Genomic DNA, 24,865 nt, shown 5'->3' on the forward strand with positions numbered 1-24,865 from the left:
TCCGGGCGAGCGCAAGGCGTCGGCTCCTCAGATGTCGGCACGCAGCGGTTCTCCCACTTCGTGCATGTGCCGCAGGGCCTGCCGGTAGGAGTCGACGAGGCCGGTCTCGGTGTAGGGGATGCCGAGGTCGCGGCAGCGGGCTCGCACCATGGACCGGGCGAGCCTCAGATGCGGGCGGGGCATGCTGGGGAACAGGTGGTGCTCGATCTGGTAGTTGAGGCCGCCGAGGAACCAGTCGGTGAGGAAGCTGCCCTTGACGTTGCGGGACGTGAGGACCTGGCGCCGTAGGTGTCCCCACTTCTCGCCGTCGGGGTCGGGCATGTCCATCCCCTTGTGGTTGGGCGCGAAGGCCATGCCCAGGTGCAGGCCGAACAGGGCCTGGTGGAGCGCCGCGAAGACGAGCGCGTGCGTGAGCGGCATGGTCGCCAGGAGCAGGGTGACGTACCCGGCCACGTGCGCGACGAGGAGGGCGCCGGCCACCAGCCGTTCGCGGCCGGTCTGACGACGCAGGTACTGGAAGCCGTAGAGCTTCAGGGCGAGGCCTTCGAGGAGGGTCAGGGGGAAGAAGAGCCATGCCTGGTGGCGGGTGAGCCGGCCGCGAAATCCTGTGCGGACGGCAGCCTGCTCGCTGGTGAAGACGAGGACGTCCGCGGCGACGTCGGGGTCCTTGTCCCTGTGGTTGGGGTTGGCATGGTGGCGGTTGTGCTTGTCGTTCCACCAGGCGGAGCTCATGCCGAGCAGCAGGTTGCCGTGGATGAGCCCGATGCGGCGGTTCGTGGCACGGTTGCCACTGATCTGGGCGTGGCCCGCGTCGTGGCCGATGAACGCCGTGCGGGCACACAGGACGGCGAGTACGGGGGCCAGCGCGAGGACCCACCAGGAACCGCCGATGAGCGCCATGCCGGTGACGACGGCAGCCAGGGCGAGCGCGTTGATCACGATGGTGCGTGCGTACCAGCCGCGGCGGCGGTCGAGCAGCCCCTGTCCCCTGACTTCCCGCAACAAGGGCGCGAACTCGCTGCCCGCGTCCGGTGGGGGGTGCGGCGTGGTGGTGTTCTCGGGGTGCGGCAGAGTGGTTTCGCCGACCGGGGACATGGTGGTACTCCTTTTTCGGTGGGTCGTGGGGTGGCGGGGTGATATGGCGGTGGAGTCGTCCCTCACGCCGCCAGCGCGAAGTATCCGAAGCCCGCGGCCAGCACACCGGCCGCCGCCCGCCGGGCCGTGCCGGCGTGCTTCCACGGGCTCTCCAGGGGCCGGGCGACCCTCGTGATCACCACGAGCAGCCCCGCGAAGAGCGGCATCCAGGCCAGCCGCGTCAGGATCCATCCGCCCGAATCCGGCGCAGCGGTCAGCCCGGGGATCTCCCCGAGGTGCGAGGCGGGGACCGCAGCGGCGAGCATCGCGATCTGGTGCCAGCACAGGATCGTCATCGCGGACAGATTGATGAGCACCACCGGGGCCCACAGGGCGGGGCGCCGCAGCAGGCGGGCCAGCCGGTCGCGCAGCAGGATCGCCGCGCCGGACTGGGCGGCCGCGAGTGCCAGGACCAGCAGGGACGGCGGGTGGGAGTTGGTACGGGCCTCGCCGGGCACGCCCACCATCGACATCGGGTAGTGGAAGGCGAGCAGCAGGGTGGCGAACAACGCCGTGCCGCCGGCGAGCAGGAGCCACGCCCCGCGCCTGCCCAGCCGCCCGTGGGCCCAGGACACGCCGAGCTGGTAGGCGAACATCCACCCCGGAAGCAGGTTGAGCAGACTCAGCCAGGACGGCATCGCGTCCGCGTACGGCCCGTAACGGAGGAGGTCGACCACGGCGACGGACCCGAGCAGCGGGGCGGCGGCCCAGAAGCCCAGACGCTTGGACGCGCGGACGCAGTACGGCGTGAGGGCCGTGATCACGGCGTAGACGCCGACGAACCACAAGGGCTGGACGACCAGCGTCGACGCGGTGTGCAGGGTGGCGGTGGGCACCCCGAAGCCGTAGTGCAGGGCAGGCAGCAGCACCGCGCACACGGCGGTGGCACCCAGGACCGGGCGGCCGAGGCGGCGGAGCCGGCCGGTGATCCACTCACGGGTCGAGTCCTTGCGGCGCTGGTAGGAGAGGTACGAGGAGTAGCCGCCGACCAGGAAGAAGATGCCCAGCATCTGCAGGATCCAGCCGGCCGGCGCCAGCGCGTCGAATGTGACGAGCGGGCTGGCGTTGTGCAGGCCGCCATCGGTGTCGCGGGTGAAGCCGCCGAGCAGCCAGTGGCCGGTCGGGACGGCCAGGAGCGCCAGTGCGCGCAGGCCGTCGATGGCACGGTCGCGGTGCGCGGGGGTCCGGTCGTCGATCTTCGCGCTGAGCTTCGCGAGCTTCGTGGGGGTCTTCAGGACCTTCAAGGTCTTCGGAGTCTTCATCGCAGGTCTCCGTCGGCGATGGCCGCGAACGCGGTCAGGGTGGAGGTGCCGGGGGTGAAGTACTCGTCGTGCTCCGGGACGTCGTCGGCGGGCAGGACACTCGCGCCGAAGCCGGGCGACGTGGGGTCGGCGCCATGGCCCAGGCCGAGGAACTCGACATGGGGGACGCGGCCGATCCAGTCGTCCGGGGACTTCGCCGCCCATACGTGGGCGTCGGTACCGAGGTCGGTGACGTTGTCGGCGCGCATGCCGGGCGAGCCCATGACGACGATGTCGCTCGCGTCGGTGTCCGCGGCGGCGAGGCCGCAGACCACCGAGCCGTAGCTGTGGCAGAAGAGGGCGGGGTCGGGCAGCCCGGCGGCGTCCAGGCCCTCGGTGAGACGCACCAGCCGCTCGGCCCCGGCCTCGGCGAGCCGGCCCGTCGCCAGGTCCAGGCCGATACCGGAGGGGGTGGTGTAACCGGCCCAGGCGATGACAGCCGTGTCGTCACCGGCCTCCTTCTGAAGGTCGGAGGCCCGCTCGGCCGTACGGTCGAAGGCCGAGATGTCGACGTCCGAGCCAGGGACGATCACCGAGACGTGGTCGGCGTTCTCCAGGTCGCCGGCGACCTGCGCGATCAGGCCGCGACCGCGCGGGTCGTACGCCAGGACCTGGTCACCGGCCTGGGCGTTGGCCTCGTACCTGAGCTTCACGGGAGCGCCGTCGAGATTGCCCACCACAGTGGGGTGGTCCTCGACGAGCCGCTGCTCCTGAGCGCCGGTGAGGCCGGCGAAGAACGCCGCCACCTCTGACGGGGTGGCCGTGGTGGGGTCCGGCAGCTCCCTGGCCAGGGAGTCGTCCGCCAGCCAGGCGGCCGTGCCGGGGAGTGGACCGCTCGGCACGCTCTCACTGCTCGCCGACGCCCCACCCGCAGTGCCACCGACCAGCAGCGTGGTCAGTACGGCGGTGGTCAGCAACGTCCTGAAGCGGCGCATACACCCGTCTCCCTCTGTCTCGTCCGGTGGCGACGAGGAGAAAGTAGGGAGGCGGCAGGCGACTGCGCGTCACACTGGGGAGCCAAGCCGCGGTGATACCCGGGTAGGGGGTCGACCAGGCGCCGCCGCGCCGCGACCTGTGAAGAGGGTGCCGCCGGCATCACGGCACGCGGTTTCAAGGCGCTGTGTCAGCGGGGCGGACAGCAAGGTGACGGTGCGGTTGACCGGTGCTCCCCACCTGCCGATCCAGATCCAGCGCCCGGCGAGGGTCAGGGGACCGCTTGCACGACGACCAGGGCCCCTTCGTACGTCGGCTGCGTCCGCAGGTGCCCGAATCGCCGGTCCCAGGCGCCGGACGCGAGGTCGTCGCGCAGAGTCCGGTCGAAGCGCTCCAGGACCTCGTCGTCGACGAAGCTCCACGCCGAGCAGGCCTGGCGGGCGCCGGGCTCCAGGAGCATCTCGGGACGGCCGTAGTACGCCTCGTTGAAGCCGTCGGTGCAGTCCAGCGGGACCGGAACGGTCCGGATGGTGGCGGTGCCGCCGAGCGCGTCGGTCAGATCCTCGACGGGCGGGTAGCGACGGGCCTCCGTGTCGAGGACCTCGGGCGCGTACGCGTACAGCCAGAAGTCGCGTACGCGTTCCGGCGCGCAGGTCAGGACCACGACCGGGCCGCGGGTGACGCGCCGCATCTCGCGCAGACCGGCCGTGGCGTCGCTCCACTGGTGGACGCTGAAGAGGGTCATCGCTCCGTCGAACTCACCGTCCGGGAAGGGAAGGTTCTCCGCGACGGCATCGACGGCCCGGGCGAGCCCGGCGGGGCGCTGGGCCCGCATCGACTCGGACGGTTCCACCGCTGTGACCGTGGGGGCGGCGCTCTCGTAGGAGCCGGTACCGGCGCCGACGTTGAGGACGTGTCGCACGCCGCCGAGTGCATCGGCGATGGCCTGCGTGATGCGGGGGTCGGGCCGCCGGTAGGCGGAGTAGCCGGCACCGATGGCGCCGTAGTCGGCGTCCCCCGCGCTGCCGTCCTGGGTACGTGTGGTCATCTCGTCCTCGCGGTGTGAGTGGGGAGGGTGGGAGGATGGGGCTCAGGACCAGAGCCGGAAGCGTTCCCATCCGCCGGCGACGCGTTCGTAGCGCAGCCGGGTGTGGACGCGGCTCCGCGCGGCCTGCCAGAACTCCACCTCGGCCGGGGCAAGGGTGTAGAGCGTCCAGGCCGGGTCGACGAGCGAAGGGTCCGTGTCGACCCGGGCGAGGGACTCCTTCAGCGCCTGGTCCCGCTCCGCGGTGTCCGTCAGATGCCGGCTCTGCCGGGCCGTCAGGGACTCGGCCCTGGCCGTGGCGGAGCGGCCGAGGAAGTCGGCGGCGTTGTCCTCGGCGGAGCCGGGTGTCACCTCGCCGCGGACTCTGATCTGGCGGCCGTGGGCCGGCCAGTAGAAGGTCAGGGCGGCCCTGGGGTGTCCGGCGAGGTGCCGGCCCTTGGGGCTGGAGGCATGCCCGGCGAACTGCCAGCCCGAGGCGTCCACGTTCTTGAGGATCAGTACACGGGAGTCCGGGTCGCCCGCCGCGTCGACCGTGGACAGGGTCATCGCGTGCGGATCACGCACACCGTCCGCCACGGCCTCGGAGAGCCAGGAGAGGAAGAGCGGGACCGGGTCGGCCGGTGCCTGCTCGGGGTCGAACTCCCGCAGCGGCCCTGCGAATACGTCGAGGTCGCGCAGCCACTGCCGTGTGCTGTCGCTGTCGCCGTGCTCCGGGTCCGTGGTCATGCTCAGCTCCTCCTGCCGCCGTACGGGCCGCTTCCCCGTACGGATGGAATTCTGCCCCGCTCAGAGGGCGACGGCGGTCGCTTCCGTGGCTTTGACGCTGGTCCAGACGGGAGTCCCCTCGGTGAGGCCGAGTTCGGCGACCGCCTGAGGGGTGATCTCGGCGACGAGGTCCGGTACCTGGTCGGAGGTGACCAGGACCCGCAGCCTGCTGCCGCTGGTGGTGATCTCCCGTACGGTGCCGGGCCAGACGTTGCGTGGACTGCCGGACGGCTTGTCCCGGTGCAGGGCGACGGCCTCCGGGGCGATGATCGCGAGTGTGTCCGTGCCGGGCGGGGGCAGTTCCGCGGCCACGAGGGTCCCGCCGCCGGTGAGCAGGATGCCGTCGTCGGCGGAGGTGCCCGGCCAGGCGTTGCGGCCCAGCATGCGGGCGACCCAGGGGGAGCGCGGGTGGTGGGTGACCTCGGTGGGCGGGGCGTCCTGGAGGGTCCGCCCCTCGTCGAGGACGAGGACCCGGTCGGCGAGCGCCACGGCCTCGACGGGGTCGTGCGTGACGATGAGGCATACGCCGCCGAACCCGTCGAGATGGCGGCGGAGGGTGTGCCGGACGTGGGCACGGGTGGTCTGGTCGAGTGCGGCGAGCGGTTCGTCGAGCAGCAGCAGCCGTGGCCGGGCGGCGAGCGCCCTGGCGAGCGCCACACGCTGGGCCTGGCCCCCGGAGATCTGCCCCGGCCTGCGGTGCGCGAGGTGCCCCACGCCGAGACGGTCCAGCCACAGCTGCGCGCTCCGGCGGGCCTCGGCGCGCGGGATGCCACGGGCGCGGAGCCCGTACGCGGTGTTGGCCGCAGCGTTCATATGGGGGAAGAGCGCGCCGTCCTGGGGAACCCAGGCCACGCCCCGGCGGTGCGGGGGGAGCGCGGTGACGTCGGTGTCGCCGAGCCGTAGTTCGGCGTGGGCGCGTGGAGTGAGGCCGAGGAGGGCCCTGAGCAGAGTGGTCTTGCCGGCGCCGTTGGGTCCGACGACGGCGATGGTGGTACCGGCCTCCGCGTCCAGGGTGAGGTCGTTGAACCCCGTGACGGTGGCGTGCAGCGGCCAACTGCCCCCCTTCTCACCGGTCTCGGGCGTGCCCTCGGTATCGGCCCGGAGGTCCATCGGGGCGGCGGCCGGCCCCGAGTCGTCGGCGAGGGCGCGCGGCCGGTCCGTGGAGGCGCCCGGGGTGCCGGTCCACCGGCCGCGCAGCGCGACGAGTACGACCATGGCGATGGCCAGCAGCAGCAGGGAGACCGAGGTCGCGGCCTCGGGACTGTCCTGGAGCAGCAGATAGACCTGGAGCGGGAGGGTCTGCGTGGTGCCGGGAAGGTTTCCGGCGAAGGTGATGGTCGCGCCGAACTCCCCGAGGGCGCGTGCCCAGGTCAGGGCCGCGCCCGCGGCGAGACCCGGGGCGACCATGGGCAGCGTGACGGTGAAGAACACCCGTACCGGTGAAGCCCCCAGGGAGGCCGCGGTCTCCTCGTAGCGTGGGCGCAGTCCGCCCAGCGCTCCTTCGAGGCTGATGATGAGGAACGGCATGGCGACGAAGGTCGCGGCCAGCACGGCGCCCGAGGTGTGGAACGGCAGGGTGATCCCGAAGGTGTCCTCCAGCCAGGGGCCCAGCAGTCCGCGCCGGCCGAAGGCCAGGAGGAGCGCGACACCGCCGACGGTCGGCGGCAGCACCATCGGCAGGAGCACGAGGGACCGGACGAACGCCTTGCCCGGGAAGTCGACACGGGCCAGCAGCCAGGCAAGCGGCACACCGAGGACGAGGGAGAGGCCCAGGGCCCAGGCCGAGACGATCAGGGACAGCTTGAGCGCCTGGGTCGTCCCGGGGCTGGTCAGATGAGCGCCCAGTTCGCCCCACGAGGTCCGGGCGAGGACCCCGATCAGCGGCAGGAGCAGGAAGGCGATGGCCAGCAGCGCGGGGATCGCCAGGGCGATCGGCGCGCGGGGGCCGGTGGCGCTGCGGCGAAGGCGTCTCATGGAAGATCCCCGGTGCTGGAAGTGCCGTGCGGGCGGCCCGGCCCTCGGGGCCGTGCCGCCCGCACGGGTGGGTGTCCTGGTTACGGCTTCTGGAAGCCGGCGCCGGCGAGGATCTTCTGGGCCTCGGGGGTGGACAGCCACTTCACGAACGCGCTCGCGGCGTCACTGTTCTTGGAGGTCTTCAGCGTCGCCGCCGGGTAGGAGGCCACGGCGTTCTGCGCGTCCGGGATGTCGATCGCCTCGACCTTGTCGGTGGCCGTCGCGGCGTCCGTCTTGTAGACGAGGCCGGCGTCCGCCTCGCCGAGCTCGACCTTGCTGAGCACGGCGCGGACGTTGGGCTCCTGGGAGACCGGCTTCACCGCGATCTTCTGGGCGTCCAGGATCTCCTGGCCGTAGCGCCCGACCGGCACCTCGGGGGCCGCGAGGACGACCTTCAGCGAGGGATCGGCGAGGTCCTTGAGGTTCTCGACCTTCTCCGGGTTGCCCTTGCCCGTGGCGATCACCAGACGGTTCTTCGCGATGACGGTCGGCGTCCCGGTGTCGGAGGTCAGCCCGTCCATCGTCTTGGTGTCCGCCGTGACCAGTGCGTCGGCGGGTGCGCCCTGCTTGACCTGGGCGGCGAGCTCCTGCGAGCCGGCGAAGGAGAACGTCACCTTCGTGCCGGGGTTCTCCTTCTCGTAGGCCGCGCCCGCCGCCTTGAAGACGTCGGTGAGCGAGGAGGCGGCCAGAACCGTCAGGTCGGCCTTCGGCGCCCCCGACGCGGAAGCGGTGGCCTTGTCACCCGACTCCTTCTTGTCGTCGTCGCTGCCACAGGCGGCCAGCGGAACAAGGAGCGCCGCGGTGAGGACCGCGGCGGCGGTACGTCGTCCGGTGAACGTGAGAGACATGAGGGTGGGACTCCTTGGGGGGACGTGGCCGGCTTGCGCGTGATTCAGGTGCGGCCCCTGGGCGGCTTCGGCTGCGCCGGGGCGGACGCCGGGCAGACGTGCCGCCTCTCCAAGGGTGGAGACTGCATGTGCGACAGATTAGAGGAACCCCGCTTGTATTTACAAAGTTTAATGTGAATCTACATAGCAGATGCGTCGGCATCTGGAGGATGGTCCTAGACCTCCCGGGGCCTCGCCATCAGCACAGAGGGCCGACCCACACACGGGTGATGGCGCTGACATAGCGCGCACCGCACCGGTCGACGGGCACCACGAGCTGGCTGCCCGCCGTGTCCAGGTCCTGGCCGTCGAGCCGGGTGGCCAGCAGGACGGGGGCGTCGCCGAAGTCGGCGTCGATCTCCGCCCAGGCCAGCACGGTGCGGTGCCCGTCCCCACCGGACACCGCGAGCACGAAACGGGAACGGTCCTTGCGCCGGCGGGTGTCGAACAGCGGCTGCGCGGCCAGGGCCACCTCGCGCAACAGCGGCCCTTCGAACCGGTGCTTCCGCGGGCCACTGGTGGCGCAGTCGAAGATCACATCCGCCCGGTGCTGCTCCCATCCGCTGCGCAGGTCACCCACGGTCAGCGTGGCAGGACGCCCGACGTTTCCGAGCACGGTCAACGCGCCGAGAGCAGGGGGCGGGTGCGGGGATCCGTGCTGTGCACTGAGTCGGTCCACGAATCCCCCCGGTCGGACGGCCCCGCGGGGCGGCTGTCAGAAGGTATGCCCAGCAGCCGCCCCGCGGAACCGTGACTGCGAGGCAATACCCCTTCCGCGCCTGGCTCCTGGGAGCCCGAGCGGGGGATCAGGTCACTTTCGGCGGTCCAGGGCGAGCCAGACGCGGTCGCGGGTCAGGGGGAGTTCGGTGAACCGGATCCCGGTGGCGTCCCTGAGGGCGTTCGCGAAGGCCGGCGCGACCGGGTTGAAGGGGCTCTCGCTCATCGACTTCGCCCCCAGCGGCCCGATCGCGTCGGAGGTCTCCATGAAGTGCACCTCGGTGCGGGGGATGTCCGCGTACTGCGGCAGCCGGTACTGCCGGAACGCCGCAGTGGTCACCTTCCCCCGGCCGTCCAGGCGTACGTTCTCGAAGAGCGTGGCACCCAGGGCCTGCGCGATGCCGCCCTCGACCTGGCCGCGGCACTGCATCGGGTTCATGACCTTGCCCGCGTCCGCCGCGTGCACACTGCGCAGCACCCTGATCTCGCCGGTCCCGGGATCGACGGCCAGCCGGAACCACTGCGCGTTGAACGCGACCGAACGCGGCGTCCCTCCGAAATGGCCGTCAGCCACGAGGTCCTGACCCGCCGCCTTCGACGCCGCGTACAACTCCTTCAGCGGCACACGCCCGCCCCGGTGCTCGACGGCACCCTCCACGAGCCGGCAGTCCTCACGTCCCGCGCCCAGATGCGCCGCCGCGAAGCCCGTGATGCGCTTCGCGAGGGCCTGGGAGGCGCGCAGGGTCGCCTTGCCCGCCACCACCGTGCCCGTGGAGCCGAAGGCCCCGGTGTCGTGCTTGACGACATCCGTGTCCGACTGGCGCACGCTGATCAGGTCCACGGTCGTGCCCAGCTCACCGGCGGCGATCTGGCGGTGCACCGTGGTGGTGCCGTTGCCGAACTCCGCCGTCCCCACGGCCAGATCGTAGGTGCCGTCGGGTTTGAGCCCGATCCTGGCATCCGCGATGTGCCCGCCCGGCGGCCCCGTAGCGATCATGGACAGGGCCGTTCCCTCACCCACGAGCCAGCCACGCGGCGCCGCCTCGGCGGGCTCCCGCTGTGCGGTGCGCACGATGCCCAGGCACTGGTCGAGCCCGTAGCTGGCGATGTGCAGGTCCTCCTCCTCGCCGCCGGGGCCGACCATCGCTTCACCGGGGCCGATGATGTTCCGCTCCCGGAAGGTCAGCGGGTCCATGCCGAGCAGACGCGCCAGCTCGTCCATCACCGACTCCATCGCGAAGACGACCTGTCCGAGGCCGTATCCACGGAAGGCACCCGCAGGCACGGCATGGGTGTAGACGGAGTAGCCGTCGGCCTTCTTGTGCGGAGCGCGGTAGACGGCCATCGACTCACCGACGCTGTGGAACATCACCGCGGGGCCGTGATTGCCGTACGCCCCGGTGTTGGACACCACGCGCAACTCGATCGCGGACAGGGTGCCGTCCTTGCGCGCACCCGCCTTCACCCGGACGGTGAACGGATGCCTGGTGGTGGCGCCGAAGAACTGCTCCGCCCGGGTGTACTCGAGCTTCACCGGCTGCTTCAGGCGCATCGCGGCGAGGACCACGATGTCCTCGACGATCATTTCCTGCTTGCCGCCGAAACCGCCGCCCACGCGCCCCGCCAGGACGCGCACCTTCTCCATCGGCAGGTCGAACAGCGCGCACAGGGCCCGTCGGGTGAGGAAGGGCGTCTGGGTGCTGGAACGCACGACGATGCGCTCGGTCCCCTCCTCCGTCTCCTCGAACCAGGCGACGGCGCCGTGCGTCTCCAGGCTCGCGTGCTGGACACGCTGGGTACGGAAGGTCTCCTCGTACACCACATCGGCCTCGGCGAAGCCGGCCGCCACGGAGCCGATCTCCCCGTGGACCTCGCCCACCACATTGTCCTGGGGCCGCGAGATCCGCGCCGTACGCGCGTCCTTGGCGTGCACGACCGGTGCACCGGGAAGCATCGCCTCCTCCGGGTCCAGGACCGCGGGCAGCACCTCGTACGTCACTTCCAGGCGACGGCAGCCCTCCTCGGCCGCGGCCTCGCTGTCGGCGACCACCGCCGCCACCCGCTGGCCGACGTAGCGCACGGTGCTGTCGAGGAGCCGGGTGTCGTCGGGGTCCTCGGTGGGATGCTCGTGCCGGGCGCTCGAGTAGTGCCGTTCGGGGGCGTCGTGGTGCGTGAGGACCAGGCGCACCCCGGGTACGCGCAGCGCGGCGGCCGTGTCGACGGCGGTGATACGGGCGTGCGCGTGCGGGGAGCGCAGCAGCTTCATGTGCAGCAGTCCTGGCACCTCGATGTCGAAGGTGTACCGGGCGCGCCCGGTGACCACGTCGGGGCCCGCCGGCGCGGGAAGGTTACGGCCCACCGCGGCGCCCGCGCACGGCTCTTCGACGTTCTTCACACCCCGGACGGCGTCCTCGATGGCGCGGTATCCGGTGCAGCGGCACAGATTGCCCTTGAAGGCGCGCGGCAGGTCGGTCAGCTGATCGTCGTCGAGAGCCGCGGTCGTCATCAGGTAGCCGGCGGTGCAGAAGCCGCACTGGAAACCCTGGGCGTCGAGGAACTTCTGTTGCACCGGGTGGAGTTCGCCGTCGGTCGCCAGTCCCTCGACGGTGGTCACCGAGCGTCCCGCGGCCCGCACGGCGGGGTAGAGGCAGCTGTGCACCGGCTTCCCGTCCACATGAACCGTGCAGGCCCCGCAGTCACCCGCGTCGCACCCCTTCTTCACGCCGAACCACCCGCGCTCGCGCAGATAGGTCCGCAGACACTGTCCGGGTCGTGGCGCGGCGTCGAACTGCTGCTCGTTGACATGGATCTCGAAGCTCATCGGGCACCGTCCGTGGTCAGTTCGTGGCGGATCTCCTCGGCCAGCCGCAGGGCCATGTGGCGCCGCCAGGCGGGCAGTCCGTGGATGTCGTCGAACCAGTCGGCGTCGCCGACGGCCCCGTCGAGCGCGTCCCTCAGCTCCTGGGCGCCGGGTGGCAGCGGGAACCAGAGGCGGAAGGGGCGGACCGTGGCCGCTGTCACCGTCACGGCGAGTGAGCCGTCCTGCGGGTCGAGCACCCCGATGACCAGGGCGCCGGAGCGGCCGAGACCGTAGAGGGAGGCCTGACGGAAAGCCGTGCGGCAGGCCAGGGACCGGGCGGGCAGCGTGACGGAACGCAGCAACTCGCCCTCGGCCAGGTCCTTGAGGCCGGCGCCGATGACGAAGTCGGCCACTCGTATACGGCGGAGCGAGCCGTCCTGCGCCTGGAGCAGGCACACCCCGTCGAGGGCGGCCGTCAGGGAGATCATGGGTCCTGCGGGCAGGCCGTTGCAGAGGTTCCCGCCGACCGTGGCCATGTTCCAGATCTTGAACGACGCCAGGAAGGCCCGGCAGCACTGCTCGAACAACGGTGCCGCCCGCGCCGCGCTCCGCCGGCCGTGGCCGGACAGCTCGGCGATGGTGCAGGTCGCGGCGATCTCCAGCGAACCGTCGGCCCTCTGCGTGACCGGCTCCCAGCCCATTCTGCTCAGGTCGAACAGTCGCCGCAGCCGTGGCTGGGGCTCGGAGAACAGAAAGGTGCCGCCCCCGAGCCAGGCGTCACCGGGCTGCCAGGGCGTGCGGACGCGGGCATCGCGTACCTCCCGCACGGTGTTGAGATCCATGTCGCACTCCGCTCCGGCCGCTGTGTCGGGCCACCGACGAGCTCAGTGAAGCAAGGGCGCGGCCCCGCGCACGACTGGTGCGCCACACGAAAAAGCACGAGGCCCCCACGCGCATGTCGGAGGATCAACCAAGGGCTGAACCGTTCACTTAACCTGGCATTTACGATGTCCTGACTCGTATTCGCCTCGTGAATGTGAGATGGCGGGATCCGGGCCGTCAGCCGCGCAAGGAGCAAGACCATGCACGTCGCACACCTCCTCCAGCTCGACGCTCTCGACCTCAGCCTGTTGTGGGGCGACGACCGGCTGCTGGCCCGGGAGATCAGCGGGGTCACGGCCACCGATCTGGAGGACCCCAGCCGATTCCTCCAGCGGGGCGAGGTCGTCCTCAGCGGCCTGGTCTGGTGGAAGACGACCGACCGCCCCGAGAAGGCGGACCGGTTCGTCGCCGCGCTCCAGTCGACCGGCGCGGTCGCCCTCCTCGCGGGCGAGGAGACGCACGGCGCCGTGCCCGACGCCCTCGTGGACTCCTGTCGCGCACGCGGGATCGCCCTCATAGCCGTGCCCGCGCACACCACCTTCCGGGCCGTCACCGAGGCCGTCTACCTCAGGCAGTGGGGCGACCTCAGCCGCGGCCCCGCCAGGCACCACGCACTGCCCGAGAACGTACGCAACGAGCTCAGCACCCTGCTGGCGGGCGACGCGGACCTCGGGTGGCTGCTCGACCGCGCCTTCGCCCACCTCGGGACCCCCGCCGCCTATGTGCTCGGCGCGACCGGCCGGACCCTCGCACGTACGTCGACGGCGCCGCCCCTGACGGCGGAACAGGGCGAGAAGCGGCTGCGGGGCTCCGCCGGGGTCACCTTGCGCGTCGAGTCGGACGCCTCCCCCTACGGGGTCCGCCACCTCCACATGCCGGACACCGCCGGCGCCCCGCCGCGGGTGCTGCACGAGATCGCCGACGTACTCGCCCAGCACCGGTACCGGAGCCTGCGCGGCGAGACGGCGGCACAGGACAGGGCGCGCGCCCTCGTCGCGCTGATCGACTCCCCGGGTACGGACGGGACGGCGCTCGGCCCCGCCCTCCGCGACTGCGGTCTGCCCGGCCCCGGCCCGTACCAGGTCGTCACCGCGAGGGCGGCCCACCACGACGCACGGGCCGCGGTGGACGCCCTGACCGAGGCGCTGTGCCACACGCCCGGCCGCCCCTTCGCCGTGGCCGGTCTGGAGGGAGGCGAGGCCGTCGCCGTCGTCCAGGGCGAACCCGGCGGCGACGGCGACCCCCTCCGGGCCGTCTGGCCGGTCCTGGGATCGTGCGACCCGACGGGCTCACTCCACGGCGGCACGGGGGCCGTTGCCGCGGAGCCCGGGGATCTCCGCGACAGCCTCGCGGGAGCACGCCACGCACAGGCCGCGGCGCGCACGAGCGCACCGGAACGGACCCGGCTGAGCTCCGTGGACGAGCTCACCACCCTTCCCGCCCTGCTCGCCGGGGTGCCCAGGGCCGTACGTGAGGTCTACAGCGTCCGGTCCCTGGGCCCCCTGCTCGACGCCGAGAGCCCCTCGCAGCGGATGCTCCTGGAAACCCTCGAGGTCTTCCTCGCGCACAACGGCTCCTGGGCGCGCACCGCCGAAGCCCTTCATCTGCACGTCAACACGGTCCACTACCGCGTCCGGCGCATCGAGACGCTCACCGGCCGCGACCTGTCCCGCCTCGAACACAAACTCGACCTCTGGGCGGCGCTGCTGTGCCGCTGACCGCGTCGGGAGCGTTCAGCCTCAGGGCCGCGGCCGGTCGATGTGCACGTTCGTCGACTTGACCCGTGCCGTCGCCAGGACCCCCACCTCGAGGCCGAGTTCGTCCACGGACTCGCGGCTGACGAGCGACACCAGCCGGTGGGGTCCCGACTGGATCTCCACCTGGGCCACGACGTCGTCGGCCGTCACGGCGGTGACGATGCCGGCGAAGGAATTGCGCACCGAGGTCAGGATCTCGCCGGGCACGGGGTGCAGACCCTCGGCCCGCTCCGTGGCGAAGCCCGCCAGGCTGACCCCGTCGATCATCCGGTTCCCCGACCCGCCGCGGTCCATCGTGAGGTGACCACCGTCCGCCCAGCGGCGAACGGTTTCCGGACTCACGGCCAGCAGCTCCGCGGCCTGGCCAATGCTGTACGAGGGCACGCCCGGAACTCTAGCGCCGAGCGGTCACCAGGTGACGGGCAGGGAGTGCAGCCCGTAGATGATGGCGTCGTACTTGAAGGCGATCGTGTCGAGCTCCTCCACGGGGCGGAGGGTCGGGATACGGCGGAAGAGGGTGGGATAGAGGACCTGGAGTTCCATGCGGGCCAGGGGCTGGCCGACGCAGTGATGGGCCCCGGCGCCGAACGCCTGGTGGTGACGGGCGTTACGGGTGATGTCGAGCCGGTCGGGCTCGGGGAAGACCGAGGGGTCCCGGTTGGCGAGTTCGCCGAGAAGGATGACGCCCTCACCGGCACGGATGGTGCGACCGGCGACCTCGATGTCCTCCGTCGCGGTGCGGCGGCGGCCCAGATGGACGATGGAGAGATAGCGCAGGAGTTCCTCGACGGCGCCACGGATGACGGCGGGGTCGTCCGTGTCGCGGATCACGGCGAGCTGCTCCGGGTGCTGAAGGAGCAGGAGCGTGCCCAGGCTGATCATGTTCGCGGTGGTCTCGTGACCGCCGAGGAGGAGCAGCACACCCATCGTGGCGGCCTCGCGGCGGGTGAGCTCGCCGGCCTCGATCTGGGTGCAGAGGCTGGAGAGCAGATCGTCGCCCGGCTCGGTGAGCTTGCGGCCGACCAGCTCGTCGAGGTAGGTGGCGAGGTTGGTGTGGGCGGTGGCGCGCTCCTCGGAGGTAGCGACCGCGGAGACGATGACCTTGCTGTTGGTCTGGAAGAACGCGTGGTCCTCGTAAGGGACTCCGAGCATCTCGGAGATGACCAGGGAGGGGATCGGCAGGGCGAGATCCTGGACGAGGTCGGCCTGCCCCGGCCCCGCGAGCATCGCGTCGATGAAGTCGTCGGCCATCTCCTGCACCCGGGGGCGCATGGCCTCGACCCGCTTGATGGTGAAGGCGCCGCTGATCATGCGGCGCAGCCGGGCGTGCTCGGGGTCGTCCATGCCGACGAAGCTCAGATCCGTGCTGCCGGCATGGGCGTGCGTCGGGTCCACGGGGCTGGGGAAGCCGGGACGGGTGAACTCCACGCTCAGCCGCGGGTCGGACAGCAGTGCCTTCTGCTCGGCGTGGCCGGTCACGGCCCAGGGAGTGCTGTCGCCCCAGGAACGGACCTGGGTGAGCGGGCCGTGCTCGGTCAGGGCCCGCATCTCGGGGGAGGGGGCGAAGGGGCACTGCGAGGAGCGCGCCGGGGGGAAGTCGGGGATGTCGGCGATGCCGGGGGTGCTCGTACCGGTGGCGGGGGATGTGCTCGTCATGCTCGTCTCCAGTGGGGGTGGGGTGATGCGAGGATCAGCCGGTCACGGGGGTGACGACCGCGGACTCCGGCCGGGGCGCGGCGGTGTACCGGGCGAGCAGGTCCCCGCGGTGCTGACGGGCCTGTTTGGGCATGTTCCAGCCGAGGACCGCGACGGGGCCGTCGTCGTCGGTGTACCGGGCGACGAAACGGCCCTGCTCCGGGCCGCCTTCGACGATGTGCGCGGTGGCGGTGGGCGTGGGCACCCCGTACACCTGGATCTTCACGCCGAGCTGGTCGGTCCAGAAGTAGGGGAGCGGGCTGTAGGGGCGGTCGTCGCCCAGGATGTTCGCCGCGACCAGCATGGCCTGCTCGGTGGCGTTCGTACGGTTCTCCAGACGCACCGACCGCCCCAGTGCCTCGTGGTCGAAGCGGGCCACGTCTCCCGTGGCGTAGACACCGTCGGCGGCGCGGCAGCGGGAGTCGCACACCACACCGTCGTCGAGCACCAGGCCGCTGCCCTGCAGCCACTCGGTGGCCGGAGTGCTGCCGACCGCCGAGACGACCAGATCGGCGGGTACGGTCCCCGAGCCGGCCGCGCGGACACCGGTGACGCGCCCGTCGGCCGTCTCAAGACCGTCCACCAGCGTGTCCGGGCGCAGCCGCACCCCGTGCTCGGTGTGCAGCGCGGCGAGCCGGTCCGCGACGTACCGGCCGAGCTGCGTCTCCATCGGCGCTGCCTGCGGCCCGGTGAGGGCCACATCGATGCCCATGAGGCGGGCCGTCGCGGCGATCTCGGCGCCGAGCACCCCGTCACCGACGACCACGGCACGCCTGGCCTCCAGGAGCTCCGTGCGCAGCCGCGCGGCGTCGTCGAGGGTCCGCAGCACATGCACGCCCGCCGGGCCCGACAGCCCCGGCAGTCTGCGCGGACGCAGTCCCGTGGCCAGGACGACGGCTTCCGCCCGCAGCTCGGTCCCGCTCGCGGTGCGCACCGCACGGCTCGCCGCGTCGAACGCCGACGCACGCTCACCGAGGACGAACTCGGCGTCCAGGGCGTCCAGTACGTCCCGGGTGCGCAGGTGCGTGCGCTCGGCCTCCCAGGTCCCCGCGAGCACCTGCTTGGACAGGGGCGGGCGGTCGTACGGTGCTCCGGTCTCCTCGCCGAGCAGCGTGACGCGCCCGCTGTAGCCCTTGCGGCGCAGGCTCTCGACGACGGCGAGACCCGCGGCACCGGCCCCGACGACGAGTACGTCCGACGGCGTACTCACGCGTCCTCGTGGAGCTGGATGGCGGCGGCCGGGCAGATGTCCGCGGACTCGCGGACCCCTTCGTGCCGCTCGGCGGGCGGCGCCGGGTCGAGGAGGACGACGATGCCGTCCTCGTCACGCTGGTCGAACACCTCGGGTGCGATCAGCACGCACTGCCCGGCGCCGCAGCACTTCTCCTCGTCCACAGTGATCTTCATATGCTCTCCCTGTTCATGCGTGGCGTGCTTTCGGTGGTCATCGGTGGTCATCGGCGGCGCGTGGTGGGCGCGGCGAGCAGCCCCACCAGGGCGTCCTCCAGCGCGTCGGCGGTGCGCTTCCAGGCCGCGTCGGCACCGGCCGGCTCCTCGGCCAGGGCGCGCTCCTGCTCCGCGCAGGTGTGGGTGATCAGATGGCGGGCCATCTCGGCCCGCGCCGGGCGGATGTCCGGCGGCACGATGGGGTGCAGGCAGGTGCCGAGCCCCTTCAGGGTGCGGCGCAGGCTGTCGCGGGTGAGGGACTCGTCCGCCACCAGCGTCCGCATCAGCGGGTCGGTCATCACCTGTACGGAGAAACGCGCGTGCCAGGAGGGGGCGCCGACGGCGGCGTTGTGGTCGGTCACCGGGCGCAGCAGACAGCGCACCCAGTCCCGCAGGTCGGTGCTGTCGCCGGCGGCCTCGACGTATCGCGCGCGGATCAGGTCGACCTCGGTGCCGTGCCTGGTCATGATGGCCCGTACGAGCGTCGCCTTGCTCCCGAAGTGGTAACTGACGGCGGTGGTGTTGCCCTGGCCCGCCGCCTCGCCGATCTGCCGGTTGGAGACGCCCGAAAGACCGTGCTCCGCGTAGAGGCGCTCGGCCGCTTTCATGATGGCCTCGCGTGTGCCGGCGCCGCGGCCGGTGCGAGGCTCGGTTCTGTTCACGATGGCTTCCTCCTCGACGTCACGCTCTCTTGATCAGTCGCCTTCTCTTGATCACTAGAACACCGCCCCGCATTTGAGTCAACCGACTGACTTAATTGGGTGGGTGACCGGCCGGAATCATGCGCAGGGAGCCGGCCCGTCCGGATGCTCTAAACTGCATGCGCCTCGTGGGGGAAGTCCGGTCGAAGTCCGGCGCTGACCCGCAACGGTAGGCGGAGCCCGACAGGGTCCCGTAAGCCCGATCACCCGCGGTGGCGAAGCTCTGTCGATCGCCGTGGACTGCGAGAGGTGCTGCGCAAGGCGCCTCGCGCGCTCCGGGCCGCCCCTTGGATTACGTAGGCACGGCCCGAGGCGAAAGTGATCCGCCCGTGGCCACGCCCCCCGACCGAATACCGCCCCAGCGCGTCTCCCTACCCCTTCTCGTGACCGGCCTGTGCGTCGCGCTCCCGCTGTCCCTGGCCTGCGGGGCGGGAATCGGGGCGTCGGGGCTCACCTGGGGCGAGACGCTGCACCACCTGTGGGCCGGGCTGACGGGCGGGCGGATCACACCGGACGAGGTCTCCTCGTACACCATCGTCTGGGAGCTGCGCTTCCCGCGCTCCGTGCTCGCCGCCGTCGTCGGGGCCGGTCTGTCGGCCGTCGGCATCGCCGTGCAGGCCATGGTGCGCAACGCGCTCGCCGACCCGTTCGTCCTCGGCATCTCGTCGGGAGCGGCCGTCGGCGCCAACGCCGTGCTCATCTTCGGGGCCTTCGGCGCGTTCGGTGTCTGGGCGCTCTCCTCGGCGGCCTTCCTCTCCGCGCTGTTCGCCATGGTGCTGGTGTACGCGATCGCCAGGACCCCCCGGGGCCTCACACCGCTCAGACTCGTGCTGACCGGGACTGCGATGTACTACGGCTTCTCCGCCGTGACCACCTTCATGGTGTTCGCCGCCGAGCGGGGCGAGGCGGCACGGTCCGCGATGATGTGGCTGCTCGGCAGCCTGGGCGGGGCCACCTGGTCGTCGGTGCCGATCGCCGCGGGTGCCGTGCTCGGCGGCCTCGCCCACCTCGCCTGGTCGGCACGCCGGCTGAACGCCCTCGCCATGGGCGACGAGACCGCCGCCACGCTGGGGGTGGACCCCGGGCGCCTGCGCAAGGAGCTCTTCCTCGTCTCCGCCGCCGTCACCGGGGCCGTCGTCGCGGTCAGCGGCGCGATCGGCTTCGTGGGCCTGATGGTCCCGCACGCCGCGCGGATGCTGGTCGGCGCGGACCACCGCCGCCTGCTGGCCGTCGCACCCCTGGCCGGCGCCGTCCTGCTGATCTGGGTGGACATCCTGTCGCGGGTGGTGCTCGCACCCGCCGAACTGCCCGTGGGGGTGGTGACCGCGGCCATCGGCGTGCCGTGCTTCATCCTGCTGATGCGCCGCCGCACCTACACCTTCGGAGGCGCCTGATGCGCGTCGACATCGACACACTCACGGTGGAGCTCGCCGGCGCGCGGCTGGTGGAGGACGTCACGCTGCGCGCGGGCAGCGGGCAGCTCGTCGGCCTCGTCGGACCCAACGGCAGCGGCAAGTCGACCCTGCTGCGCTGCGTCTACCGGGCTCTGAGCCCCTCCGCGGGCACGGTCCGTATCGACGGGGAGGATCTGCGCTCCATGACGGCCAGGGAGAGCGCACGCAGGATCGCCGCGCTTCCGCAGGAGGTCGTCCCGGAGTTCGACTTCACCGTCGCCGAGATCGTGGCCATGGGCCGGCTGCCGCACCAGGGGCCGGTGGCCCGCACCACCGACGAGGACCGCAGGATGTGCGAGGCCGCGCTCAAGGGTGTCGGGGCCGCCCATCTGGCCGACCGCGGTTTCCTCACCCTCTCCGGAGGCGAGAAGCAACGGGTCCTGATCGCCCGCGCGTTCGCCCAGCAGCCTCAGGTGCTGGTGCTCGACGAACCCACCAACCACCTGGACATCGCCCAGCAGCTGGAGGTCCTGTCGCTGGTGCGGGGGAGCGGGCTGACCGTGCTCACCGCGCTGCACGACCTCAACCTCGCCGCACTCCACTGCGACGCCCTCCATGTCATCGACGGCGGGCGGATCGTCGCCTCGGGAGCACCGCACGACGTCCTCACACCCGAATTGCTGGCCGAGGTCTTCTGCGTACGGGCGCATCGCGTACCGCACCCCGAGACCGGCGCGGTGCAGCTGCTCTTCGACCGTCTCCCCTCCGTGTGACCCCTCCTCTCCGTGTGCCCCCCTCCGCCCGTCGACCGCCCCAAGGAGCCTCCACCGCCATGCGCCCCTCCGTACGCCCCGCCGCGCTCGCCCTCGCCGCCACTCTCGCCCTCGCCGGCTGCGGGGCGGAGGTCACCCCGGAGAACGGGAAGGAGGACGGCGCCCGGGCGGCCGGCGGCCACTACCCGGTGACCGTCACCAACTGCGGCGAGAAGAAGACGTACGACAAGGCCCCGCAGCATGTGGTCACCAACGATGTCGGCATCACCGAGATCATGTTCGCCCTTGGTCTCGAGGACCACATGGCCGGCTATGTGATGCCCGACGACAAGGGCGATCTGACGTCCGTGCCCTGGAAGGACGGCTACGCGAAGACCACCTGGCTGTCGAAGAAGCAGATCAACAAGGAGCTGGTCCTGGACGCAGGGGCCGATCTGGTCTTCGCGGGCTGGAACTACGGTTTCAGCGAGGGCGACGGCTTCACCCCCGCCGCGCTGCGGCGGGTCGGCATCGACTCGTATCTGCTCAGTGAGTCCTGCCGCAACGGACAGGGCAAGGCCCGCGGTGTGATGGCACCGCTCGACGCGCTGTACACCGACCTGGAGAACCTCGGCCGGATGTTCGACGTCGAGGACCGGGCCGACGCGCTCATCGCCTCGTTCCGCAAGCAGGTGGCCGACGCACAGGCGAAGGCACTCCAGGGCGCCGACCGGCCGCGTGTCTTCCTCTACGACGACGGGCAGGACAAGCCCCTGACCTCGGGCGCCTACGCCGGCCCCCACGACATCATCACCAAGGCCGGGGGCGACCACATCATGAAGGACCTCAAGGACAGCTGGACCACGGTCGGCTGGGAGACGGTCATCGCGCGCGACCCCGAGGTCATCGTGATCAACAACTACGGGGACACCACCGCGGAGCAGAAGCGGGCGTTCCTGAAGTCCTACAAGCCGCTCGCCGGCGTATCCGCGATCAAGAACGACCGGATCGTGGTCCTCGACTACGTGGACCTCGTCGAGAGCCCCCGCAACCCCGCGGCCATCAGCTCGCTCGCCGCCGACCTCAGGAGCACCGGCTCCTGATCCGGGGAGCCGTGGCGTGCCCGGCGGCGGTATGGCATGGAGCACATCGGGCTTGCCCGCGCCGCCGCCCGTCCGCCCGCCGATCCCCTGGGGGAGCCCGGATACGCGCCCTCCGCCGGGGGATCGGCCCGCCGGCGCTGTGACCCGGATCTCTACCGCGCGGCCCGCCCGCGCTGGCACTGTGGTCGGGTCACGGGGGACGACCAGTTGCCGAGCGAGCGAGCGAGATGCCATGACCGCGACCACAGCCGAGAACCGGACCCACGCCCGCACCGGCGGCCCCAAGGACGGGCCGAAGATCCTGGAGCACGTCCTGGGCTGGACGCTCGTCGTCGTCCTCGCCATGTTCGTCACCCAGGCCGGACTCATGTGACCCACGGCCACCCACCACGAGCGGTGGGGCCGCCCACGCCACGAAAGGTGGGGTGGGGCGCCCGCCCGGCACCCCACCCCTGACCCGCCCTGCGGGCCGTGTACCCCGTCCGCGCTAGTTGATGGCCTTGATGAGCTCACCATCCGTCGTGTCGCCGCTGAGCTCCCAGAAGAAGGTGCCTCCCAGGCCCTGCTCGTTCTTGTAGTCCATCTTCGTGCCGATGGTGGCCGGGGTGTCGTAGCTCCACCAGTCGGAGCCGCAGAGCGCGTACGCCGTACCCGCGACGGTGCTGGTGGCCGGGCAGCTGTTCTTCAGGACCTTGTAGTCCTCGATGCCCGCCTCGTAGGTACCCGCCGCCGCACCGGTCGCGGTGCCGCCCGGCTCCTCCTGGGTGACGCCCGTCCAGCCGCGGCCGTAGAAGCCGATGCCCAGCAGGAGCTTCTCCGAGGGGATGCCCAGGTCCTTGAGCTTGGTGATCGCCGCGTCGCTGTTGAAGCCCTCCGACGGGATGCCGTCGTAGGAGGTCAGCGGTGAGTGCGGAGCCGTCGGACCCTGCGCCTCGAACGCCCCGAAGAAGTCGTACGTCATCGGGTTGTACCAGTCCAGGTACTGCGCCGCCCCCGCGTAGTCCACCGCGTCGATCTTGCCGCCGTCGGACCCGTCTGCGGTGATCGCCGAGGTGATCAGATTGTCCGTGCCGAACTTCGACCGCAGCGCCGACAGAAGCTCACCGTAGGCGTCACGTCCGCTGGTGTCGCAGGTGAGACCGCAGGCGTTGGGGTACTCCCAGTCGATGTCGATGCCGTCGAAGACATCCGCCCAGCGGGGGTCCTCGACCAGGTCGTAGCAGGAGTCGGCGAAGGCGGCGGGGTTCTGCGCGGCCTCACCGAATCCGCCGGACCAGCTCCAGCCGCCGAACGACCAGAGGATCTTCAGGTCGGGGTGCAGCTTCTTCAGCTTGCGCAACTGGTTGAAATTGCCGCTGAGTTCCTGGTCCCAGGTGTCCGCGACCCCGTCGACCGACTGGTCGGCCGTGTAGGTCTTCTCGTAGTCCGCGTAACTGTCGCCGATCGTGCACTTGCCGCCCTCGACGTTCCCGAAGGCGTAGTTGATGTGCGTGAGCTTGTCGGCCGATCCCGACGTCTCGATGTTCTTGACATGGTAATCGCGGTCGTAGACGCCCCAGTTGGTGAAGTATCCGACGACCTTGTCGCCGGCCGCCGTGGTTGCGGCCTCGGCGGCCGCCGGGGCGGCGCCCGCCGACGAGGTGCCGGCGATGCCGAGCAGGGCGGCTCCGAGCGCGGCGGTACAGGCGGTGGCGACGAGCGCCCTGAGGCGGGCGCGAGGGCGGTGAAGTCCGGTCATTGTGGCTCCTCGTGGGGGAGGGCGGTGGCTGCCCGGTCCATCCGGAATTGGCATGGACGCGATGAGGCATGGGTGAGACCGTAGAAGGACTAGACCAGTTGGGTCAATGGTTCGGACCAATTTCCCTGAGCGTGGGCTCCTGCTACCCGGTGACGCCCGCGCTCCGATCGGGCATACTCGACGCGCCACAGCCGCTGGCCAGCGTCTCCCGTGATCCGGGAAGGCAGGATCGGCTGGGGAGCCGTAGATTTCCGGGCATCGCCCGGGACCACCCGGCGGTGCGCGCACACCCCGCGCGCGACCGTCGTCACGCCCGACAGGGAGGAGAGCGCCGTCATGTCCGACCGTGCCCCGCAGCCGGTGGAACGCCGTCTGCCCACCGAGGAGTCCCGGCAGCTCATCGAGCTCGTACGCGACATCGTGTCGAAGGAGATCACTCCCCGGGCGGCCGAGGAGGAGGAAGCGGGACACTTCCCGCGCCAGCTCTTCACCCTGCTCTCCGAGTCGGGCCTGCTCGGCCTGCCGTACGACTCCGCGTACGGCGGCGGCGACCAGCCGTACGAGGTCTACCTCCAGGTGCTCGAAGAGCTGGCGGCCGCCAGGCTCACCGTCGGCCTCGGCGTCAGTGTCCACTCGCTGGCCTGCCACGCGCTCGCCGGATACGGCACCGAGGAGCAGAAGGCCGCCCACCTCCCGGCGATGCTCACGGGCGGTCTGCTCGGCGCCTACTGCCTCTCCGAGCCCTCCTCCGGCTCCGACGCGGCCTCGCTCCGCACGAAGGCCGAGCGCGACGGTGACGACTGGGTGCTCACCGGGACCAAGGCCTGGATCACGCACGGAGGCATCGCCGACTTCTGCACGGTGCTCGCCCGCACCGGGGAGGACGGCCCGCGGGGCATCACCGCGTTTCTCGTGCCGGGTGACGCCGAGGGCCTCAACGCCGCCCTGCCCGAGAAGAAGATGGGCATGAAGGGCTCACCCACGGCCCAGCTGCACTTCGACGGCGTACGCATCCCGGGCGAGCGCCGCATCGGGGACGAGGGGCAGGGCTTCGCCATCGCCCTGTCCGCGCTCGACTCGGGGCGCCTCGGTATCGCCGCCTGTGCCGTCGGCGTCGCCCAGGCCGCGCTGGACGAAGCGGTCGGATACGCCACCGACCGGCGCCAGTTCGGCCGGCCCATCGCGGACTTCCAGGGGCTGCGCTTCATGCTCGCCGACATGGCCACCCAGGTCGAGGCCGGCCGGGCGCTCTACCTGGAGGCGGCGCGGCTCCGTGACGCGGGCCTGCCGTTCTCACGGCAGGCGGCGATGGCGAAGCTGTTCTGCACCGACGCGGCGATGCGGGTGACCACCGACGCGGTCCAGGTGCTCGGGGGCTACGGCTACACCCTCGACTTCCCGGTCGAGCGGCTGATGCGGGAGGCCAAGGTGCTCCAGATCGTCGAGGGCACCAATCAGATCCAGCGCATGGTCATCGCCCGTCACCTCGCGGGTCCCGAGACGCGCTGACCCGGACGGGCCGGTCCGACCAGACGGGCGTCGTCATGATCCGGTTCCACTCCTGGTCATGACGGCCCGGCAGGGTCCGCCCCGTGCCCTCCCAATGGCGCAGCATGGCCCGGTAGATGGGAGGGTCGGTGGAGTGCGGCGTGGACCGCACCACGGATTCCCGTTCCCGGGTCGGCGGTACGGGCCGAGGAACCGATTCTTCGGACACGGGTGCGGCGAGTCGGCGGCGTGCGGGGCCGGCCGTTGAATGCAGCGTGGTCATACAGAACCAACGCCGCCACGGGCCCCGGGTC

The 24,865-nt window shown here is 71.4% G+C and carries 22 protein-coding genes and 1 riboswitch; of the genes, 6 read left to right on the forward strand and 16 right to left on the reverse strand.

Features of this window, described 5'->3' with window-relative positions; all coding sequences use genetic code 11:
• Positions 1 to 27: 27 nt before the first annotated feature.
• The 10 genes from OG623_RS30375 to OG623_RS30420 all read right to left on the reverse strand — a co-directional run bounded on the left by OG623_RS30375 (position 28) and on the right by OG623_RS30420 (position 12,437).
• Entirely contained in the window at positions 28 to 1,095 is a 1,068-nt protein-coding gene (locus tag OG623_RS30375) for a fatty acid desaturase family protein (protein WP_406150788.1), read from the reverse strand.
• Positions 1,096 to 1,157: 62 nt separating this feature from the next.
• The gene (locus OG623_RS30380; RefSeq protein ID WP_406150789.1) at positions 1,158 to 2,396 is read right to left on the reverse strand and encodes an acyltransferase; all 1,239 of its coding nucleotides are present in this window, start codon (positions 2,394 to 2,396) and stop codon (positions 1,158 to 1,160) included.
• Complete coding sequence (locus tag OG623_RS30385; protein ID WP_406150790.1) at positions 2,393 to 3,370, reverse strand: alpha/beta hydrolase; 978 nt, start codon at positions 3,368 to 3,370, stop codon at positions 2,393 to 2,395. The genes OG623_RS30380 and OG623_RS30385 overlap by 4 nt, the downstream gene beginning before the upstream one ends.
• A gap of 269 nt (positions 3,371 to 3,639) precedes the next feature.
• Positions 3,640 to 4,416 (reverse strand): class I SAM-dependent methyltransferase, encoded by a 777-nt coding sequence (locus tag OG623_RS30390; RefSeq protein ID WP_406150791.1) that lies wholly within the window; start codon positions 4,414 to 4,416, stop codon positions 3,640 to 3,642.
• A gap of 42 nt (positions 4,417 to 4,458) precedes the next feature.
• Positions 4,459 to 5,139, reverse strand: coding sequence for a pyridoxal 5'-phosphate synthase (locus tag OG623_RS30395; protein ID WP_406150792.1), 681 nt, complete (start codon positions 5,137 to 5,139; stop codon positions 4,459 to 4,461).
• A 60-nt stretch (positions 5,140 to 5,199) separates the two neighbouring features.
• Complete coding sequence (locus tag OG623_RS30400; protein WP_406150793.1) at positions 5,200 to 7,152, reverse strand: ABC transporter permease; 1,953 nt, start codon at positions 7,150 to 7,152, stop codon at positions 5,200 to 5,202.
• Positions 7,153 to 7,232: 80 nt separating this feature from the next.
• Positions 7,233 to 8,039, reverse strand: coding sequence for a molybdate ABC transporter substrate-binding protein (gene modA, locus OG623_RS30405; protein WP_406150794.1), 807 nt, complete (start codon positions 8,037 to 8,039; stop codon positions 7,233 to 7,235).
• Positions 8,040 to 8,277: 238 nt separating this feature from the next.
• Positions 8,278 to 8,700, reverse strand: coding sequence for a molybdopterin-dependent oxidoreductase (locus OG623_RS30410; RefSeq protein ID WP_406150795.1), 423 nt, complete (start codon positions 8,698 to 8,700; stop codon positions 8,278 to 8,280).
• 189 nt (positions 8,701 to 8,889) lie between these two features.
• Positions 8,890 to 11,616, reverse strand: a complete 2,727-nt coding sequence (locus OG623_RS30415; protein WP_406150796.1) for a molybdopterin-dependent oxidoreductase — start codon at positions 11,614 to 11,616, stop codon at positions 8,890 to 8,892.
• Positions 11,613 to 12,437: an FAD binding domain-containing protein gene (locus OG623_RS30420; protein WP_406150797.1), complete on the reverse strand. Its 825-nt coding sequence runs from the start codon at positions 12,435 to 12,437 to the stop codon at positions 11,613 to 11,615. Before OG623_RS30420 ends, OG623_RS30415 begins: the two co-directional genes overlap by 4 nt.
• Positions 12,438 to 12,677: 240 nt before the next feature.
• Between OG623_RS30420 and OG623_RS30425 the strand changes: the two genes are divergently transcribed.
• Positions 12,678 to 14,195, forward strand: coding sequence for a PucR family transcriptional regulator (locus OG623_RS30425; protein ID WP_406150798.1), 1,518 nt, complete (start codon positions 12,678 to 12,680; stop codon positions 14,193 to 14,195).
• Between the two features lie 21 nt (positions 14,196 to 14,216).
• Here OG623_RS30425 and OG623_RS30430 read toward each other — a convergent pair whose 3' ends face one another.
• The 5 genes from OG623_RS30430 to OG623_RS30450 are packed head-to-tail and all read right to left on the reverse strand — an operon-like array spanning position 14,217 to position 18,037.
• Positions 14,217 to 14,618, reverse strand: coding sequence for a molybdopterin-binding protein (locus tag OG623_RS30430; protein WP_406150799.1), 402 nt, complete (start codon positions 14,616 to 14,618; stop codon positions 14,217 to 14,219).
• A gap of 24 nt (positions 14,619 to 14,642) precedes the next feature.
• Positions 14,643 to 15,890 (reverse strand): cytochrome P450, encoded by a 1,248-nt coding sequence (locus tag OG623_RS30435; RefSeq protein WP_406150800.1) that lies wholly within the window; start codon positions 15,888 to 15,890, stop codon positions 14,643 to 14,645.
• A 34-nt stretch (positions 15,891 to 15,924) separates the two neighbouring features.
• Positions 15,925 to 17,139 carry an NAD(P)/FAD-dependent oxidoreductase gene (locus OG623_RS30440; RefSeq protein ID WP_406150801.1) on the reverse strand — a complete coding sequence of 405 codons (1,215 nt, stop codon included), beginning with the start codon at positions 17,137 to 17,139 and terminating at the stop codon, positions 15,925 to 15,927.
• Positions 17,136 to 17,336 carry a ferredoxin gene (locus OG623_RS30445; protein WP_406150802.1) on the reverse strand — a complete coding sequence of 67 codons (201 nt, stop codon included), beginning with the start codon at positions 17,334 to 17,336 and terminating at the stop codon, positions 17,136 to 17,138. The genes OG623_RS30440 and OG623_RS30445 overlap by 4 nt, the downstream gene beginning before the upstream one ends.
• 47 nt (positions 17,337 to 17,383) lie before the next feature.
• Complete coding sequence (locus tag OG623_RS30450) at positions 17,384 to 18,037, reverse strand: TetR/AcrR family transcriptional regulator (protein WP_406150803.1); 654 nt, start codon at positions 18,035 to 18,037, stop codon at positions 17,384 to 17,386.
• 137 nt (positions 18,038 to 18,174) lie between these two features.
• Positions 18,175 to 18,306, forward strand: a riboswitch (cobalamin riboswitch).
• Positions 18,307 to 18,405: 99 nt separating this feature from the next.
• On the opposite strand from OG623_RS30450, the gene OG623_RS30455 reads away from it, so the two are divergent.
• From OG623_RS30455 to OG623_RS30470, 4 genes are all read left to right on the forward strand, one after another.
• Positions 18,406 to 19,470 (forward strand): FecCD family ABC transporter permease, encoded by a 1,065-nt coding sequence (locus tag OG623_RS30455; RefSeq protein ID WP_406150804.1) that lies wholly within the window; start codon positions 18,406 to 18,408, stop codon positions 19,468 to 19,470.
• The gene (locus OG623_RS30460) at positions 19,470 to 20,243 is read left to right on the forward strand and encodes an ABC transporter ATP-binding protein (protein WP_406150805.1); all 774 of its coding nucleotides are present in this window, start codon (positions 19,470 to 19,472) and stop codon (positions 20,241 to 20,243) included. The genes OG623_RS30455 and OG623_RS30460 overlap by 1 nt, the downstream gene beginning before the upstream one ends.
• Before the next feature lie 59 nt (positions 20,244 to 20,302).
• On the forward strand, positions 20,303 to 21,325 hold the full coding sequence (locus tag OG623_RS30465; RefSeq protein ID WP_406150806.1) for an ABC transporter substrate-binding protein: 1,023 nt from the start codon (positions 20,303 to 20,305) through the stop codon (positions 21,323 to 21,325).
• A gap of 232 nt (positions 21,326 to 21,557) precedes the next feature.
• A complete protein-coding gene (locus OG623_RS30470; RefSeq protein ID WP_362890115.1) occupies positions 21,558 to 21,698 on the forward strand; it encodes an SCO1431 family membrane protein in 141 nt (46 codons plus the stop codon).
• A 114-nt stretch (positions 21,699 to 21,812) separates the two neighbouring features.
• Here the strand turns inward: OG623_RS30470 and OG623_RS30475 are convergent, their stop codons facing one another.
• A complete protein-coding gene (locus OG623_RS30475) occupies positions 21,813 to 23,063 on the reverse strand; it encodes a glycoside hydrolase family 18 protein (protein ID WP_406150807.1) in 1,251 nt (416 codons plus the stop codon).
• Between the two features lie 336 nt (positions 23,064 to 23,399).
• Between OG623_RS30475 and OG623_RS30480 the strand changes: the two genes are divergently transcribed.
• On the forward strand, positions 23,400 to 24,572 hold the full coding sequence (locus OG623_RS30480; protein ID WP_406150808.1) for an acyl-CoA dehydrogenase family protein: 1,173 nt from the start codon (positions 23,400 to 23,402) through the stop codon (positions 24,570 to 24,572).
• The last annotated feature ends 293 nt before the right edge of the window (positions 24,573 to 24,865 follow it).

Origin of the sequence: Streptomyces sp. NBC_01012 (assembly GCF_045162755.1) — a bacterium.
Lineage (GTDB): Bacteria > Actinomycetota > Actinomycetes > Streptomycetales > Streptomycetaceae > Streptomyces.

Excerpts from the sequence above, each read along its gene's own strand:
- OG623_RS30375 (WP_406150788.1), bottom strand. The coding sequence starts at position 1,095 with ATGTCCCCGGTCGGCGAAACCACTCTGCCGCACCCCGAGAACACCACC.
- OG623_RS30380 (WP_406150789.1), bottom strand. The coding sequence starts at position 2,396 with ATGAAGACTCCGAAGACCTTGAAGGTCCTGAAGACCCCCACGAAGCTC.
- OG623_RS30385 (WP_406150790.1), bottom strand. The coding sequence starts at position 3,370 with ATGCGCCGCTTCAGGACGTTGCTGACCACCGCCGTACTGACCACGCTG.
- OG623_RS30390 (WP_406150791.1), bottom strand. The coding sequence starts at position 4,416 with ATGACCACACGTACCCAGGACGGCAGCGCGGGGGACGCCGACTACGGC.
- OG623_RS30395 (WP_406150792.1), bottom strand. The coding sequence starts at position 5,139 with ATGACCACGGACCCGGAGCACGGCGACAGCGACAGCACACGGCAGTGG.
- OG623_RS30400 (WP_406150793.1), bottom strand. The coding sequence starts at position 7,152 with ATGAGACGCCTTCGCCGCAGCGCCACCGGCCCCCGCGCGCCGATCGCC.
- modA (WP_406150794.1), bottom strand. The coding sequence starts at position 8,039 with ATGTCTCTCACGTTCACCGGACGACGTACCGCCGCCGCGGTCCTCACC.
- OG623_RS30415 (WP_406150796.1), bottom strand. The coding sequence starts at position 11,616 with ATGAGCTTCGAGATCCATGTCAACGAGCAGCAGTTCGACGCCGCGCCA.
- OG623_RS30420 (WP_406150797.1), bottom strand. The coding sequence starts at position 12,437 with ATGGATCTCAACACCGTGCGGGAGGTACGCGATGCCCGCGTCCGCACG.
- OG623_RS30425 (WP_406150798.1), top strand. The coding sequence starts at position 12,678 with ATGCACGTCGCACACCTCCTCCAGCTCGACGCTCTCGACCTCAGCCTG.
- OG623_RS30435 (WP_406150800.1), bottom strand. The coding sequence starts at position 15,890 with ATGACGAGCACATCCCCCGCCACCGGTACGAGCACCCCCGGCATCGCC.
- OG623_RS30445 (WP_406150802.1), bottom strand. The coding sequence starts at position 17,336 with ATGAAGATCACTGTGGACGAGGAGAAGTGCTGCGGCGCCGGGCAGTGC.
- OG623_RS30460 (WP_406150805.1), top strand. The coding sequence starts at position 19,470 with ATGCGCGTCGACATCGACACACTCACGGTGGAGCTCGCCGGCGCGCGG.
- OG623_RS30465 (WP_406150806.1), top strand. The coding sequence starts at position 20,303 with ATGCGCCCCTCCGTACGCCCCGCCGCGCTCGCCCTCGCCGCCACTCTC.
- OG623_RS30470 (WP_362890115.1), top strand. The coding sequence starts at position 21,558 with ATGACCGCGACCACAGCCGAGAACCGGACCCACGCCCGCACCGGCGGC.
- OG623_RS30475 (WP_406150807.1), bottom strand. The coding sequence starts at position 23,063 with ATGACCGGACTTCACCGCCCTCGCGCCCGCCTCAGGGCGCTCGTCGCC.
- OG623_RS30480 (WP_406150808.1), top strand. The coding sequence starts at position 23,400 with ATGTCCGACCGTGCCCCGCAGCCGGTGGAACGCCGTCTGCCCACCGAG.